This window comes from Nitrosopumilus sp., assembly GCA_029862745.1.
In the GTDB taxonomy this organism is placed as follows: Archaea; Thermoproteota; Nitrososphaeria; order Nitrososphaerales; family Nitrosopumilaceae; genus Nitrosopumilus.
On the sequence record JAOTWS010000016.1, the window covers coordinates 1 to 17,090 of the forward strand.

14 protein-coding genes and 1 tRNA gene are annotated in these 17,090 nt (G+C 31.9%); 8 read left to right on the forward strand and 7 right to left on the reverse strand.

The genetic code is table 11. The annotated features are described in order from the left end of the window. Positions 1-39 precede the first annotated feature (39 nt). The 4 genes from OEM44_10695 to OEM44_10710 all read right to left on the reverse strand — a co-directional run bounded on the left by OEM44_10695 (position 40) and on the right by OEM44_10710 (position 1,667). Positions 40-273 (reverse strand): hypothetical protein, encoded by a 234-nt coding sequence (locus OEM44_10695; protein ID MDH3517258.1) that lies wholly within the window; start codon positions 271-273, stop codon positions 40-42. 70 nt (positions 274-343) lie between these two features. After that, positions 344-427, reverse strand: a tRNA-Ser gene (locus OEM44_10700). A gap of 73 nt (positions 428-500) precedes the next feature. Continuing rightward, on the reverse strand, positions 501-1,043 hold the full coding sequence (locus OEM44_10705) for a ferredoxin family protein (protein ID MDH3517259.1): 543 nt from the start codon (positions 1,041-1,043) through the stop codon (positions 501-503). 114 nt (positions 1,044-1,157) lie between these two features. Next, entirely contained in the window at positions 1,158-1,667 is a 510-nt protein-coding gene (locus tag OEM44_10710) for a ferredoxin family protein (protein MDH3517260.1), read from the reverse strand. Positions 1,668-1,795: 128 nt separating this feature from the next. Here OEM44_10710 and OEM44_10715 point away from each other — a divergent pair, with 128 nt between their 5' ends. Beyond that, entirely contained in the window at positions 1,796-2,461 is a 666-nt protein-coding gene (locus tag OEM44_10715) for a translation initiation factor IF-6 (GenBank protein ID MDH3517261.1), read from the forward strand. On the opposite strand, the gene hisS is transcribed toward OEM44_10715, so the two are convergent. Then, positions 2,442-3,725 (reverse strand): histidine--tRNA ligase, encoded by a 1,284-nt coding sequence (gene hisS, locus OEM44_10720; GenBank protein ID MDH3517262.1) that lies wholly within the window; start codon positions 3,723-3,725, stop codon positions 2,442-2,444. The genes OEM44_10715 and hisS overlap by 20 nt on opposite strands. A gap of 456 nt (positions 3,726-4,181) precedes the next feature. Between hisS and OEM44_10725 the strand changes: the two genes are divergently transcribed. The 4 genes from OEM44_10725 (at position 4,182) to OEM44_10740 (ending at position 9,953) form a co-directional block, all read left to right on the forward strand. Then, positions 4,182-5,204 carry an aldo/keto reductase gene (locus OEM44_10725; protein ID MDH3517263.1) on the forward strand — a complete coding sequence of 341 codons (1,023 nt, stop codon included), beginning with the start codon at positions 4,182-4,184 and terminating at the stop codon, positions 5,202-5,204. 1,399 nt (positions 5,205-6,603) lie between these two features. Next, positions 6,604-7,260, forward strand: coding sequence for a uracil-DNA glycosylase (locus OEM44_10730; protein ID MDH3517264.1), 657 nt, complete (start codon positions 6,604-6,606; stop codon positions 7,258-7,260). 285 nt (positions 7,261-7,545) lie between these two features. Further along, positions 7,546-9,009, forward strand: a complete 1,464-nt coding sequence (locus OEM44_10735) for a PQQ-dependent sugar dehydrogenase (protein MDH3517265.1) — start codon at positions 7,546-7,548, stop codon at positions 9,007-9,009. A gap of 806 nt (positions 9,010-9,815) precedes the next feature. Next, the gene (locus OEM44_10740; protein MDH3517266.1) at positions 9,816-9,953 is read left to right on the forward strand and encodes a DUF72 domain-containing protein; all 138 of its coding nucleotides are present in this window, start codon (positions 9,816-9,818) and stop codon (positions 9,951-9,953) included. A 697-nt stretch (positions 9,954-10,650) separates the two neighbouring features. Here the strand turns inward: OEM44_10740 and OEM44_10745 are convergent. Continuing rightward, a complete protein-coding gene (locus OEM44_10745) occupies positions 10,651-11,199 on the reverse strand; it encodes a DedA family protein (protein MDH3517267.1) in 549 nt (182 codons plus the stop codon). Positions 11,200-11,273: 74 nt separating this feature from the next. After that, positions 11,274-12,224 carry an alcohol dehydrogenase catalytic domain-containing protein gene (locus OEM44_10750; protein ID MDH3517268.1) on the reverse strand — a complete coding sequence of 317 codons (951 nt, stop codon included), beginning with the start codon at positions 12,222-12,224 and terminating at the stop codon, positions 11,274-11,276. A 192-nt stretch (positions 12,225-12,416) separates the two neighbouring features. Here OEM44_10750 and OEM44_10755 point away from each other — a divergent pair, with 192 nt between their 5' ends. From OEM44_10755 to OEM44_10765, 3 genes are all read left to right on the forward strand, one after another. Beyond that, on the forward strand, positions 12,417-12,833 hold the full coding sequence (locus tag OEM44_10755; GenBank protein MDH3517269.1) for an archease: 417 nt from the start codon (positions 12,417-12,419) through the stop codon (positions 12,831-12,833). Positions 12,834-12,992: 159 nt separating this feature from the next. Then, entirely contained in the window at positions 12,993-14,546 is a 1,554-nt protein-coding gene (locus OEM44_10760) for an Ig domain-containing protein (protein ID MDH3517270.1), read from the forward strand. 91 nt (positions 14,547-14,637) lie between these two features. Continuing rightward, a partial coding sequence (locus OEM44_10765) for a fibronectin type III domain-containing protein (protein MDH3517271.1) occupies positions 14,638-17,090 on the forward strand: 2,453 nt, incomplete at its 3' end.

The window sequence follows — 17,090 nt, forward strand, 5'->3', positions numbered from 1 at the left end:
TTAAATTAAGTATTAAAAAGAAAAAAAGAAATGATTTGTCTAGATTCTTGGCATGATGCTAAGTCTTGACCTTGCAGAAACTGCAATTACAGATATTATTGCAACTGCCAATATCATGGCTGCAATCCTTCCATATGACTTGTTATCCAATCGTAGTCTATCCATAAACTTGCAAACAATTTTGGCATTGTCACCTGAGAATTTTTTTTGAAGATTTATTTTGGCACGTTCGGTCCTCTTTTTTGCATTGTGGATATCTACTATTACTGTCATGATCCTATAATCTCCAATTTGTTTTAAACAGCAAATTTTGTTCATTGCGCGTTATCAATAACAAGAGAAACGCAGAGAGAGGGATTTGAACCCCCGCGTGATTGCTCACACAGGCTCTCAAGGCCCGCGCCCTACCGAGCTAGGCGACCTCTGCAAAAATTCTTGGATAATAGTAACTAAAATTTGTTGATATAAATTAGAAAAATAAGGAAAAAGAAAAAATTTCTTTAATCGTGTGCGTGTGGGCCACCGCCACCACTCATTTGAACATAAGTGCCGGCTGCTTTCTCGTGCCATTCTTGGTTAGCTGATTCAATTCGAATAGCTCCTTCAGGACAAATTTCTTGACATGCCATACAAACAGTACAATCATGTTCTCTGATTGGTTGTGATTTGTCTGTATAATCTAATCTTTCATCTTGTTCTGTTTTTCCAGTACCCTCAAAAGTTTCTCCTAAGCATTTTTCTGCAGGAATATCTTTTTCAGTCCTGAACCATTGGAATGTTTGAACTGGACATACACTCATACATGCACCAGCAGCAACACATGAATCCCAATCTACTGCGACGGTTGTTCCATGAATTCCAAGAGGAACTTGTTTTTCTCCTCTAGCTTCATAAGCTGCCTTCACATCTTCATTTGAGAATGCTGCACCATTTGGATTTCCTTTGCCCCAGATCCAGTGAAAATTCTCGCCATCTGCATGACTTGTCTTTCCTACTGGTTTATCAGTTTGACAAAAGTCTTCTGGTATTACTAGTTCTGCCATAATCACGTTACTCCAGAATATTATTTAAAGCTAGATATAATTAGTTTAGACTAAATGTGATGGTATAAAAAATAAGAGAAAAGAAAAATTTCTAGTTATAAGAAATTTAAAATCTTACAAAGATTTTGCTGCGCTTTCGTGTTTCTCAACGTTTGATTGATCAACTTTGATTGCTTGAGGAGGACAAACTGATACACATGCCATACACCAAATACAATCATGTTCTCGGATTGGATCGGCCTTGTCAGTTAGATCTTTACGTTCATCTTTTACATCCTTACCAGTTCCTTGAAAAGTTTGACCAACAACATCTTTTGCTGGAATATCTTTTTCAGTTCTGTACCATTGGAATACTTGTACAGGACATGCCTCAATACAGGCACCATCTGCAACACATGAGTCCCAATCGACTGCAACCATTGTACCACTTACACCAAGAGGAACTTGTTCTTCTCCTCTTGCAGTATATGCTGCTACAACATCTGCATCTAAAGACGCTTCAGCTGGTGATCCATCGGTGTTTGTCTTTTTACCTGGACCCCACATAATATGGAAATTTCCATCACTTAGGTTAATTTTTCCAATTGGTTTTAGACCTTCAGGAAAATTTTCTGCTATTGGCATATTACAAATTTCTTGGAGTTATTATTTAAAGCTAGATGATACAATAGTAGAAGATTTACAAATATAAGATCAAATTAGGTATAAAAATTCCCTTACGTTCATAATGTTGAACGATCAATACTCCTGATATGGATATTATTAAGTATGATGTGTATAGAGGTCCAAATCTTGGTGTTTACATCAAAGTAAATGATAGTATAATTTTAGTTCCAATGGGATTTGCTAAAACAAAAGCAGAGAATCTTGCAAAATATCTTGATGTTGATATTCATTATACCTCAATTGCAAATACCAGATTAATTGGTGCATTATGTGTGATGAATAACAAGGGAATCTTATTGCCAACTACTGCATATCAAAATGAATATGATTATTTGAAAAAAGAGACTGATTTGGAAATAGGTATTCTTGATACAAAATTTAATGCACTTGGAAATGTAATATGTGTAAATGATAAAGGCGCAGTTGTATCTCCGTGGCTATCTAAAGAATCATGTAAGACAATCTCGGATGTACTAGGAGTTGAGGTAATTCAGAAAAAAATTTCAGGGTTTAATCAAACAGGAGTTATGCTTGCTACAAACACTACAGGTGCAATAATCCATCCAGAAGCTGATGAGGAGGATATGAAGATAATAGCAAATATTCTAGGCGTAAAAATTGAGCATAGTACAATTAACAATGGTATTCCATATGTTTCATCAGGTATTCTTGTAAATAACCACAACATAGTTGTCGGCTCACTAACTACAGGTCCTGAAATAATGATGTTAACTAGAGCGTTTCTAAATTAAGAATTGATTTTGGATCCTCTGTGAGTTTTTCTATAGAAATAGTTCCTTCTGTTCCATTAACCATATCTTTGAGAACAACATTTCCTTGTTCTAGTTCTTGAGGCCCAACTATAATTGAGAATCGTGCATTATTTGCAATCTCCATCTGTTTTTTCATGGTACGTCCAGCCAAGTCAATATCAGTTGAGATGTTGTTTAGCCTTAGCAAAGATGCAATTGAATGTGCTACTTTTTGCATATCCTCATTAATGTATAATACTGCAACCCGTTTTTGTGATATTTCAGGAATTATGTTTTGTTCTTGCATTGTAAGGATAATTCTCTCCACTCCTCCTGCAACTCCAGTGGCTCCAATATCTTCTCTGTTGAAAGCTTTTGTTAGTGTGTCATATCTTCCTCCACCTGCCAAAGCACCCAAAGTGGAGTTTTTATCAAATACCTCAAAAACTATGCCAGAGTAATAATCAAGTCCGCGTACAATACCAAAATTAATCCTAACATTTGAGACGCCTCTGTTTTCCAGTGAATCAATTACTTGTTTTAACTCATCCCATGATTGTAGTTGTGAAGTATCAAATAATTTTTCAACTTCTTTAATTGAACCTTTGATTTGTGAAAACTCTAAAATCTTTTCTAATTTTTCTGATTCATATCCCTTTGATCGGAATTCTTTCAAAATTTCATCTTTGGATTTTTTTGTAATCTTATCTATGACTCGTAAAATATCAGACACTAGAATTGGATCTTTAGAGTTGAAAACTTTGTTAATGTATGACTCTACAAGATTTCTGTGATTAATGTCAATTATTATATCTTTGAGTAAAAGAGAATCAAAAAGACGAGATGTTATTTCTATTATTTCAGATTCTGATTCAAGACTAAGTTTACCATATATCTCAATATCCCACTGGTGGAAATATCGGTATCTCCCTTTTTGTGGTTCATCATATCTGAATACTCCACCAAATGCGGATATTTTTGCTGGAAGTTTCATTGATTTTTGGGATGCCACATATCTTGTCAATCCCATTGTAAAGTCAAATCGCAGTGCAACTTCTCGGTTTCCTTTATCTTTGAAATAGTAAATTTCATCTCTAATTCCTGGACCTGATTTAGTCTCTAGAGTTGAAAGTAATTCGATTGGAGATGGATCCATAAATGAGAACCCATACAAATTGGATAATTGTTTAAAGTGATACCTAATATGTTCAATGTTTGTATTTTCTTGACCATCAAAATCTTTCATTCCACGAGGAAGTTCCATGATAATTACCTCTTAGATAGTTATGATTTAGATATTTCTGTTAGTGTAAGAGATAGAGATTTTTAAAAATTACACATACTTTTCATATAATTCATTAAACATGCAATTGATTCTCAGATTTTGACAATTATTTCAAGAGTCAAATTTTATTCTGATATGGATATTCTTTTCTTCGAGATTGTCTGTAATTTTTAGATACAACATTCCAATAAAGAATGATTTTTCGTCAAAACGTATTTGTTCCGTTTTATGTTGAAGTTGTCTTGTAATTAGTACTCCATATGTTAAAACGTTTCAACAATGACAGATTGAATCTTTTCTTTAATCTTTTTATCCACGTAATTTTAATCAATTCAATAAAATTAAGGATGTGGGAAAAGAATTTCTCATATACAATGTTTAAAAATTTCCAAATATCACTGAAAATTTATACACTAAGTCGACTTTGTAAAGTGCTTGTCTGAAAAAATAAAAGATGATAATTTACATCCATCAATAGAAAAGATTATTCTTGCGGAAGACTTGGAGATTTCCAGAATTTTAAACGGAATGTGGCAGGTTGCAGGAGGCCATGGTCAAATTGATCATGAATTAGCAGTTAAGGATATGGAACTATATCAAAAACGTGGATATACAACATGGGATCTTGCAGACATTTACGGTCCGGCAGAATTACTAATAGGTAAATTTAGGGAAAAGATGGGTAATGAGGGAAAATTTCAAGCATTAACCAAATTTGTTCCTAATCCAGGTCCAATGAATAAAAATATTGTTACTCACTACATAGACCAATCACTGAAAAAAATGGATACAGATTGTATCGATTTACTACAATTTCATTGGTGGGATTACAATGATACAAACTATATCGACATATTACATCATTTATCAAAATTACAAAATGAGCATAAAATTAAACATCTTGGACTAACGAACTTTGATACTGAACGGGTTAGAATAATTATTGATAATGGTTTTAGAATTGTATCAAACCAGGTTCAATACTCTATTTTAGATCAAAGACCACAAAAATTAATGATACCATTTTTTGCAAAACATGGAATAAAGATTCTAACGTATGGTACATTACTGGGTGGATTTTTCTCAGAGAAATATCTAGGAACAGATGAACCAAATAGAGGAGAATTAACTACATCTAGTCTACAAAAATACAAAAACATGATAGATATTTGGGGCGGATGGAAATTATTCCAAGAATTATTGTATGTCTTAGATAATATTGCAAAAAAATATCAATGCAGTATTGCAAATATTGCAACTAGATTTATTTTAGATAAACCACAGGTTGCAGGTACTATCATCGGAACAAGACTAGGAATTACAAATCACATTGAAGATAACGCTAAAGTCTTTGAGGTAAAGTTAGACTCGGATGATATTTCGTTAATAGATGAAATTACTGCAAGATCCAATGATTTGTTTAATGCTATTGGAGATTGTGGTGATGAATACAGGTAAAATATAATTTAATTAAAAAATCTAGGAACTAATCAAAGTTATAATTGTCATCATCATAAAACTCAATGATATCAAAATCATACAATTTCACAATATTATCATAAAGTAAATTGTATTAGGTATAGAGTTTGCAAATTATGAATACCTACGTATTCTATAGAGTTGAATTTTTTAAATAACGAGATGCAAGGAAAACACTAGTTATAGGACGTTAACCTAACATGATGTGTCTTCCAACCAATTATTCTACTACGCAGGATAACGGTTTCTCGTCATCACCTATATGTAAAAATGATATTTAAAATTGATCTTAATACTTAACTAGTGACAACTAGTAATTTTTTGAAATATAGCATACAGTAATCATTTGAAAAAAGTTTAGCTTCTAGAGCATCTACATTTTACATATACTACTTGGAATTTTCCATCAGTTTTGATATTATGGGATATTGGTTGGTGACAATATTGGCATTGTACAAATCCATAATATTTGTCAACTTTAACCATCTTATACTTCCATGATTTTGTATCCTCATCCCAATACACTGAATTGATTTCAATGGGATCATCCATGTTGAATTTAGTGTGTAAATATCTAAGTATCTTTCGAGTAAATGAAATCAGGTGGTATCTTTGAAAGTGATTTTACCTTAGCTGCGTTAGGATATAGATTTTGATATTTGTACGTAATTTTTTCTAGTCAGTCATTTCATATTCTAGTCTCATTAATTCAGCATCTTTAGTGCCTAGTAATTTTTTAAGTGCATCAAAAAATTCATTATTGCTTAATTCTTCATCGTGAAAGATCATTATTGTCTGATAAATTTAGAATTTAATTATTCATTATATAACTAGTTAACAAAGAGTACACTTGTTGCAAAAATTAATTAGCTATAATTTATAAAAATTGCTAAAAATAAAAAAGGGAAATTAGTTAACAAGAACTGCAATTATCATACCTAACATCTTAAGTAAAGTATCTGCTTTGAGACATACGGAACACCATTTGGTATTTTCATTACAAGACTATAGTCTTCCCTATACACTACTACTACTAATACTACTAATACTACTAATACTACTACTACTACTACTAATACTACTACTACTAATACTACTACTCCAACATCAATACCGGTAATAATTTTTGGTACGTAGTAAAATCATAGGTGAGTTAAATCAATTCCAATTAATCTGAATAGGGATATAGCAGGCAGTTTTTGAATGCATATTTTGTTAAATCTAAAATTTTGAATAAAAATTATGAAATAAATTGGACAAGACAAACTACAATGATGAATAGCAACATACTATTCAAACAGATATTGAAACATAGACTTATTATTTATAGAAACTTATTTAGAAAAAAGTATTATTGTCATCATACATAACAAAATAGTTGAAACAGATTGAATCACTAAATAAAAAAATTGCATCTTGCAAAAAATGTCCAAGATTATCAGTCTACATAAGAGATGTTGCAAAAAACAAAGTTAAACGATTCAAAGAAGAAAAATATTATGGTAAACCATTATCAGGATTTGGCGATATAAATGCTAAATTACTAATTGTAGGGTTGGCACCGGCAGCTCATGGAGGAAACAGAACAGGTAGAATGTTCACAGGGGATTCATCAGGTGATTGGCTTGCAAAAGTAATGTACAAACATGGATTTGCTTCAATTCCAACTAGCCAGAGCATAAATGATGGTTTAGTGTTGAAAAATGCATATATTACTGCAGCAGTAAGATGTGCACCACCTCAAAATAAACCATTGAAGGAAGAGATGCATACTTGTTTTGAATATTTAGAGCAAGAAAAAGAAATACTAAAAAATATTACAACCGTTTTGTGTCTTGGAAAAATTGCATATGATGCAGCATGTAAATTATATCAAAGAAAATCAGAAAAATTTGGACACAATAAATTATTCGAATATGATAAAGTCAAAATTCTCACATCATATCATCCTTCAAAACAAAATACACAGACAGGCAGACTTACTTGGAGTCAGTGGTCTGCAGTATTTCAAAGAGCAAAAAAGCTCACAGAATAAAATGCAGACAGTATTATGAATATTTATGTTTGTATTAATTTTGATTAAAATTATAAATAAATGTTAAGATTAAAGTGAGATTAGTTTAAATTCTATATTCACAGTATAGAAATAACGAGGACTATCATACCAGCCGAAATTTGAAGAATATGCTTTGAGGAGGCAGGCAGATAGGAAAAAGGAAGGCAGGAAAAAGATGATGGCATCTAAAGGTCTTTCAGCATTCCTCGTTTTTTTATCGCATAAACAATCAACATTAATTGTAAAAAGAATATACATATGATGATGAGGAAAATATATTTTATCATTTTATTGTATATTTTTCCAGTAGCATATGCACAAGATTATCCAGAGTATGGAGTAAGTGTAGAAACGGTAGCTGAGAATCTAGTCATTCCATGGAGTATTGATTGGATTTCAGATAAAATAATACTGTTTACTGAAAGAAACGGTAATCTCAGAATTATAGAAGAAGGGAAGTTACTTGAAAAGCCATTGTTGTCAATTGATGTTGGAGGAGTAGAAGGAGGATTATTAGGTATGGCTGTAGATCCAAATTATGTTGAAAACAAGTACATTTATCTGTATTATACCAATAGTAACTTTTTATCAACTACAAACAAATTAGTTCGTTACCAACTATTAGATGAACAAGTAATTGAAGATAAGATATTACTTGACGGTATTCCAGGAGGACCTTTCCATGATGGTGGGAGAATAAAATTTGGGCCAGATTGGAAACTTTACATTACAACAGGTGACGCGGGAAACCCAGGATTAGCACAAGATCCTAATTCATTGGGAGGAAAGATTCTAAGAATTAATTCTGATGGAACAATACCAAGAGACAATCCATGGAAAAACTCTCCGGTATATTCACTAGGACATAGAAATCCACAAGGTATAGACTGGGATAGTGCAGGAAATCTTGTTGCAACTGAACATGGTCCGTCTGGTTGGAGAGGGGTAGCTCATGATGAAGTTAACATGATTACTCCCGGCGCAAATTATGGTTGGCCTGATATCATTGGTGATGAAACTGCAGAAGGATTGCAAAACCCAATTCTTCACTCGGGTGATGATACTTGGGCACCATCAGGAGCTAAATTTTATTATGAAGATAAAATTCCACAATGGACTGGTAAATATTTTGTTGCAACATTGAGGGGAAATCACTTGCACATGATAAATTTTGATTTAGAAAATAAGACAGTGGTTTCACATGAGAAATTATTTCAAGGTGAATTTGGACGGCTTCGAGACGTTGCAACAGGACCAGATGGATTTCTATATATTCTTACTAGTAATCAAGACGGACGTGGCTCGCCAGATGTAACAGATGATAGAATTCTTCGAATTGTTCCATCATATAACGAAATAGACAATTTTGAGAATTGTGTATCTGCTGGAAATCCAATTACAGAATCATACCCAAGACAATGCAGAACTCAAGATGGTAAAAATTTTGTAGAACAAACCTCAAAGATTCCAGATTGGGTAAGAAAAAATGTAAAGTGGTGGTCTCTAACACAAATCTCAGATGACGAGTTTGCATTAGGTCTAGAATACCTCATAAAACATAGAATCATCACCATGCCAAACGGTATATTATCAGAAGAAGATTTTGAGCAAAATTTACCATCATGGTTACGAAAAAATGCTGAATTATGGAGTCAGAAATTATTATCAGACGACGAGTTTGTAAAAAATATTCAATGGATGATTAATAACGGATTTATCAAAATTTAAAATTCTAAGAAAAAATTACTTTATCTTTAAGCAAGTTCGTAATGTCTCATTTATTACATGTGAGAAGCTAATAGTGTCGTTTGTTTCTTGAAGCATTTTTGATTGTTTCAATCTAAGTTTTTTTACCAAATCATCTTCAAGCATAATTGTAACTCTTCTTGACATTTTCTTAGTACATACGAAACATCATATTAAATTATCTTGGATTTTTTCAAGTAATGATAATTTGAATTAATTGAGATTTTTATTTTTATCACACCTAGTTTTGAGGTACTTGAATACGTGGAATGTAAATGAATACAAATTCTTTTTTCTTTTTTAGGCGAAACATGAATTAATTATATTTAATTTTGATATAAACTTCGAGAATAAATTATCAGTATTTAGTTTTGAATTTCACCAGATTTAGAAATAACATAGATACGTAGAAATTATCAGTATTTCCTAAATACTAATTAAAATTACATGTAGTTGGAGCTGTCACCAAACAACTAACTAACTAACTGCTGTTGGTCTTAAGTTCCAATGTTTTTTCAAAATTAGGAAATTGTGTATCATTTAATCTACGATCATGTTTAATTATCACTAGATGAAAATAATGATCTACTTTTTATTTTAGTTCTGCGTATAGTACTATGGAAAGCTGACACAATATCCAATTGTCTAAATGCTGGTGATTGTTTACCGGTTTGAGCATACCCGCAGAACTGTGTAAAGATTAAACCGCGAATAGTCAGCTTTCAAAATTTTAAAGAAATATACAAAATACTATGAATCTAAAAATAGGTTGTACAGGCTGAGCATCCTTGATAACTCCAGGGGTATTTTATCCAAAAAATCTAAAAAGTTCTGAATGGCTCAAATATCATTCACAGATTTTTGACATTACAGAAATAAATTCTACACTTTACAAAATTTTTACTCAAGAGACTGTTAGAAAATAGAGTATAGCTACAACAAGGTATTTTAGATTTATAGCTAAATTTCCATAAATAATTACACATGAAAAAATGTTGGATAGTGTAAATGTAGAAGTTTTTTCATTTTTATCATCACTTTCTCCAATTAATGAAAAGATCTCAGTATTAGTATTACAGTTGTCCCCATCATTATCACTTGAAGAAGCAATCAAGATTAACAGATCTCCTTGAATTGTTACCAGAAAATTTTGTATATTCAATTAAGAGAAGACATGAATCTTAATTTACAGATGAAGATATTATGTTTCTTAAACAAAACAAGCATTATTTTGTATAGAATGAGATTGTAGGTGTTAACAACCTAATGCATATTACAACAAATTATCTTTATGTAAGGTTGATTTGAGATGGTTCAATTCTAGAATTAGGTTTTGATAAGATATCAAAAAACAAGGAAGAGTTAATTGAAAAAGTTACAAGTAAACTAGAATAAATTAAAGATATCTCACTAGCAATGTTAATGACTAACAATCACTTTGAAGGGCTTGGTCCTGCTATGGCAAATTATTTGAGAATGTATCTTTGAATAAAAGAATTGATATGGGAAAACAAAAGACACTAGATAATTTTTAGAGATAGAAATTGTTAAACTATATCAATATCAAATACTCTAAATCATATAAATCAAAAAGATAAGATTTTAAATATTATTTTTTAATGTTTAAGGCAATTGTGGGGTTATGCTAGTACCAAATCCTATGGCCTCACCAAAATAATATCCAGATAGAATAGTTCCAGCAGACCAAATACAAGAACCTGCAAATGTATAAGATACAAATTTTGGAATTCTCATTTTTAATAATCCAGCTGGAACTGAAATCATCTCTCTCATTACGGGAACCATTCTTCCTAAAAATACTGCCTTGTCTCCATACTTTTCAAACCAGATCTCAACACGTCGTAATTTTTTTTCAGATACTTTGACATGTTGCAAATAACGAAGCAGAACTACTCGTCCAAATTTTAATGCAATAAGATAGATTATAGAAGTTCCAAGAGTAGCACCAATTGCTCCAAGAATAATCATTGGAATTAGTCCAATCAAAGAAATCCCTTGTTGGTATGCTAGAAATCCAGCTGTTGGAAATACTATCAAAGTTGGGATCGGTGGAACTATAGTCTCAAGTAAAGCTGCTAAAAATATCCCTTCGTAGAGATGCTCACCTAGAAATTGTGAAATCCACATTAGAAGAGAATCAAATAGTTCCATTTGCTTCTGACAATGAGATCTTCCTAAATTACCTTACGAGTAAATTGGATAAAATAACAAGTTTAATTCTAAAGTTATGGTTTAAGAAAAACCTTCAGTGTGTCTGGCTTTTTTGCATATTCTATTGCTTCAGAAAATTTCTCCAAAGGAAAAGTAGAATCAATCATAGAATCAACTGAGACAATTCCAGTAACAAGTGCATCAATTGCAGGTTTGAATAAACCACAACGAGAACCAATTAAAGTGATTTCATTAACTACAATGGGGGTCAAATCTAGATTCTCTCTTGCTGCAATGGTTGATTTTAAGACTACAATTCCACGAGGCTTTATCAATTGCATAGTGTCTAAAAAACCAGAATTGTTTCCAGTTGCTTCTACGACTAAATCAAAAGATTGTTTGTCAGAAGGTTCTATTCCAAGTTTTATTTTTATTCCATTATTTACCAAATTTTGTAGTTTATTCTTGTGTCTACCAAAACATGTAATATTAAAACATGATAATTTTAAAACCTGAATAATCAACTGAGCGAGTTTTCCATCACCAACTATTGCAATTCTCCAATCACGTTCTAAAGATATTTGTTCTTTAATCTCAAAAGCAGCAGCAAGAGGTTCGATAAATACAGCCTGTTCATCAGTAATTGAATCAGGAATTACATGAAGGTTTTTCTCAGGTAGTGAAAGAAATTCAGCAAATGCTCCATCTCGTTTTAAAATACCAAGTACAGTTCTATTCGGACAATGTCGCTGCATTCCTTTTTCACAAAAACTACATTTGTCACATCCAGTATTAATCTCACCTACAACCCTTTTTCCAATTAATGCAGAATTGTGAGATTTTTCAACAATTCCTACAAACTCATGACCTAAGACTCCATCATATTTCATATAACCTTGTAGAATTTCCAAATCGGTTCCACAAATTCCCGCCAACCTTACTCTAACTAATGCTTCATCAGACTTTTTTTCAAGATAATTTTTATCAAAAATTATTTTTGTTCCATCAAAATAGGCAGCTTTCATAATAAACATTTAGTAATATCTATAATTTTAAAATAATGGAGTTCACAAGTCATTTTTATAAAATTATGTAAAATGAAAATTATATGTTAAGGATTTCACATTTTGACATTACATGAGATCATGATTGAAATGAACTAAAAAATAGTGTAATATCATCTAAATTAATAATCAGAAAAACTGTAAAAAATACAATTGAGTTACAAATTTGTAGATCACACAACGGATGCAATAATTGAGGTTACTGCAAAAAACCTCAAAGAAGCATTTTTAGTAGCAGCTAATGCAGAAATCAATCTAACACTTGATCAAGATAAAGTGGAAGAAAAAGATCAGAAAGAATTTTCTGCTCAGGGAAAGGATTTGTATTATCTTCTCTTTAGTTGGCTTGAGGAAATTCCATTTCTTTTGATTACTGAAGGTTTTGCGATAAAAAGAATAGAACTTAATATTGAAAAAAATGGAATGTATAAGATTTATGCAAAAGCATATGGTGAGACACTAGACTTAAAAAAACATAATTTCAAAGTAGAGATTAAAGCTCCAACATTTCATGATATGGAAATTAGAGAAAATGATCAAGTATATATGAGATTTTTGCTTGATTTGTGAGTTTGGTGAATAATTCTTTGCAAGATACAAGAAGAAATTATACGTGTTTTTTAAAAGCAAAGTATGAAAAACATGTGTGTGTATAAAAAATTAACAGGATTTATAATTTTTTCATTATTTCTATTAATGATTGTGCCAGTATATGGAGATGTGACATCTATGAAATTAGAAAAAAATTTTTACATTAATGAGGAAAACTTTACACTTATTGGAACTCAAGACGGGGAAAATGTTGTTTATATCATAATTCGTGATGCAGGAGGTAATTACAAAGGAATGCTATCTGATCCTTCACGAGATTTAGATTTTTCAGCAATTCCAAGACCGGTTTCAAATTTCTTTGACAATAAAGGAATCTATAATGCAACAGCATTTATCGATGAACAAAAAGAGGACGAGGGTTTCACAATAAAGATTGAATACGACGGAAAAAAGATATTTGAAGTACCTGATTATGTATTAGGACTCAATACAATTTCAGACAAGACAGTAGAAGTTGGAAAAACAATTACATTTACAGCTAGTCTTATTGATAGTTCAATTAAAGATGCAGTTTTTAGTTTGCGTAATGCACCATCAGGCGCTACCATTGATTCTAGTACTGGGAAATTTGTTTGGACTCCAACAAAATCACATGGAAATATTCAGGATGTACACTATAGTTTTGATATAATAGTTAACAAGGGAAGTCAAGAGGATAAAGAAAACATTACAATTACTGTAAAGAAAGCATATGAAGAACCAGTTAAAGAACCTAAACAAGTTAAAGAACCTGAACCTACACCTATAGTAGAACCAAAAGAGGTAGAAATTGCAGCATTTGTAGATAAAACAAAAGATCCACAAAGTTATGTTGACAGATACAACAACGAGCCATCATACAAGAAATGGTTTGATGATAACTTTCCTGAATATGATTCAATTTACCAGGCAGTTGGATTAGAGGAATCAAAAGAGGTAGAAATTGCAGCATTTGTAGATAAAACAAAAGATCCACAAAGTTATGTTGACAGATACAACAACGAGCCATCATACAAGAAATGGTTTGATGATAACTTTCCTGAATATGATTCAATTTACCAGGCAGTTGGATTAGAGGAATCAAAAGAGGTAGAAATTGCAGCATTTGTAGATAAAACAAAAGATCCACAGTACTACATTGACAGATACAACAACGAGCCATCATACAAAGATTGGTTTGATAAAACATATCCTGACATTACAATTTATGAAGCAGTTGGAGTAGATGAGCCTGTAATTAAAGAATCTGTAATTGGAGAATGTGGTGAAGGAACGGATCTTGTAGATGGAGTATGTGTAATCATAGATAATAAAGCTGAGGGCGGAGGTTGTCTGATTGCAACTGCAACATATGGCTCAGAGATGGCACCACAAGTACAATTACTCAGAGAAATTCGTGATAATCAATTAATGGAAACAGAGTATGGCGTTTCATTTATGACTGGTTTTAACCAATTCTACTATTCATTCTCACCACACATTGCAGATATGGAAAGGAAGAATCCATTATTCAAAGAGATAGTAAAGATTGGAATTACGCCATTATTATTATCATTATCCATAATGTCTCATGCAGAATCAGATTCTGAAGTATTAGGGTATGGAATTGGAGTGATTTTAATGAATATTGGAATGTATGGCGCAGTACCCGCAATAGTCATTATTAAGACTAGAAAATATGTCAAAATCTAGATAAAATCGTACATTTGTAAACCACAATTGATCAAATGAGTAGTGAAATTTATTATTTGATTTATTAAATTCATATTTGAGCAATCAAACATTGAAAAGAAAAATAATTTTTGGCATATTATTTATGATTTGTATTGCATCAATTCAGTTAGCATATGCACAACCTGAATTAGCCTTTAAATTTGGTTCAACAGGAACTGGAAACGATGAATTTGATAATCCTACAGATGTAGTCGTAGATAAAAATGGAAAAAACATCTATGTTGTAGACAATAACAATAACAGGATTGTTGTATTTGACGATGACGGGGATTATAATTTTCAATATGGAGTATTTTGTAACATAACATCAATTCAAAATTGTAATGATAATGCAGATGGAGCAGACAGTATTGGTGATGGGCAGTTTAACAATCCAATCAGTATTGCAAGAGACACATCAGGAAAGTTTTTTGTTGTAGATGAATTTAACAAAAGAGTTCAGATATTCGATGATGATGGTGAATTCCAATCAAAATTTGGATCATCAAACAGTGCAGATAACAATTATCTAGGATCAGCTAAAGGAATTGTAATTGATGACAGTACAAGAAATATTTTTGTTTCAAACATTGAAAGCGATTCAATTTCAGTATTTGATTCTGTAGGAAATTTCAAATTTAAATTTGATTCGTTTAGTGGAAATGATGATTTTAGAAATCCAACAAACATGATAATTGACAATTCAAATAAAATACTCTATGTCTCAGATTCGGGTAATGATCGAATCATAGTTTTTGAGTTAGTTACAGGAACAACATGTCCAAGTGGAACAGAGAAAGTAGTAGATGGTGTGTGTTTTGTGAAAAAATTTGGTTCATCTGGTACTGACAATGGGCAATTCGATGAACCAGCAGGATTAGCATTTGATGAAATAAATGATTTGTTATATGTTGCAGACTCAAACAATGACAGAATACAAGTTTTTAAAATAATTAATGTAACAACCTGTACAAGTGGAACAGAAAAAATAATTAATGGGATATGTTTTAAGGAAAAATTCGGTTCATCTGGTAAGGGTAATGGACAATTTGATACACCTATTGGGATTGCAATTGATGAAATAAATGATTTATTGTTTATTGCAGATTCAGACAATGACAGAATACAAGTTTTTGATCTAAATTCAGAACCAACAGTACTTATTCCAAATTCACCTAAAAATCCAAAAGCATCACCAATTTCACCTACTTCAGTGATGATTTCCTGGGAAGAACCAGTAATGGCACAAAACGCACCTGCAATCACAGGATATAAAATAGAATATAGGATTGGTTCAGGTAATTATATTACAGTTATTGAAAACACAGGGAGTAAAGCGACATCATTTATTCATCAAGGACTGCAGTCTAATGAAACATATGCTTATCGCATTTATTCAATTAATTCACAAGGAACAGGTACAGCATCATCAAGCATTTCTGTACAGCCACAGCATACTACAGCACCTACTGCATTGACTGCAACTGCGATTTCACCAAACCAAATAAAGCTCTCATGGATGCCACCATCAGAAACTTTTGGTCAGACAATTAGTGGTTATGATATTAAACGAGAAGTAATTCCAGGTGTTTATGATACAGTTGGCAATACAAATGGTAAAACAACAACTTTCACAGTATCAGAATTAATAACTGACAAGACATACACGTATGCAGTTAGTGCAAAAATTGGGTATGGATCAACTTCTGAGTCAAAGTCAGCATCGGCGACTCCAAGATCAGATTCTGTAAATATAATTAATGATCCAATCACATCAAATACAGGTCAAGTAACAAAGCCTTCACCACCAATAAAATTCACTGCAACAGTTGTGTCACCAACTCAAATAAATTTATCATGGAGTCCACCAGTAGAAGATGGTAATTCTCCAATTACTGGATACAAAATTGAAGTAAAAAAAGATGATGCTAATTCATTTACTACCTTAGTTGCAGATACAAAAAGTGTAGCGAACTCATATTCGCATACAAATGTTACAACAAATTCAAAATATACTTACAGGATTTCGGCAATTAATGCTATAGGAATAAGTGATACAACAAATGAATTCTCGGTAACACCAAGATCAACAAACATTCAGATTAGTCCAATAGGTAAATTATCTATAGATGAGGGAAAGTTACTTTCTTTTACAGTCAAGTTAGTAGATAGTTCAGTAAAAGATGTGGTGTTTAGTTTAGAGAATAATCCACCAGCAGGTGCTAAAATAATATCAAACACAGGCATGTTTTCATGGACTCCAACATTTTCTGATGGAGGGAAAACATACACCATGGATGTGGTTGCAAAAAAAGATGGACAGTCAACTAGAAATACAATTACTATTACAGTAAATGAAGTTTCAAATGAAGTAAAACCTACACCTATAGTAGAACCAAAAGAGGTAGAAATTGCAGCATTTGTAGATAAAACAAAAGATCCACAAAGTTATGTTGACAGATACAACAACGAGCCATCATACAAGAAATGGTTTGATGATAACTTTCCTGAATATGATTCAAT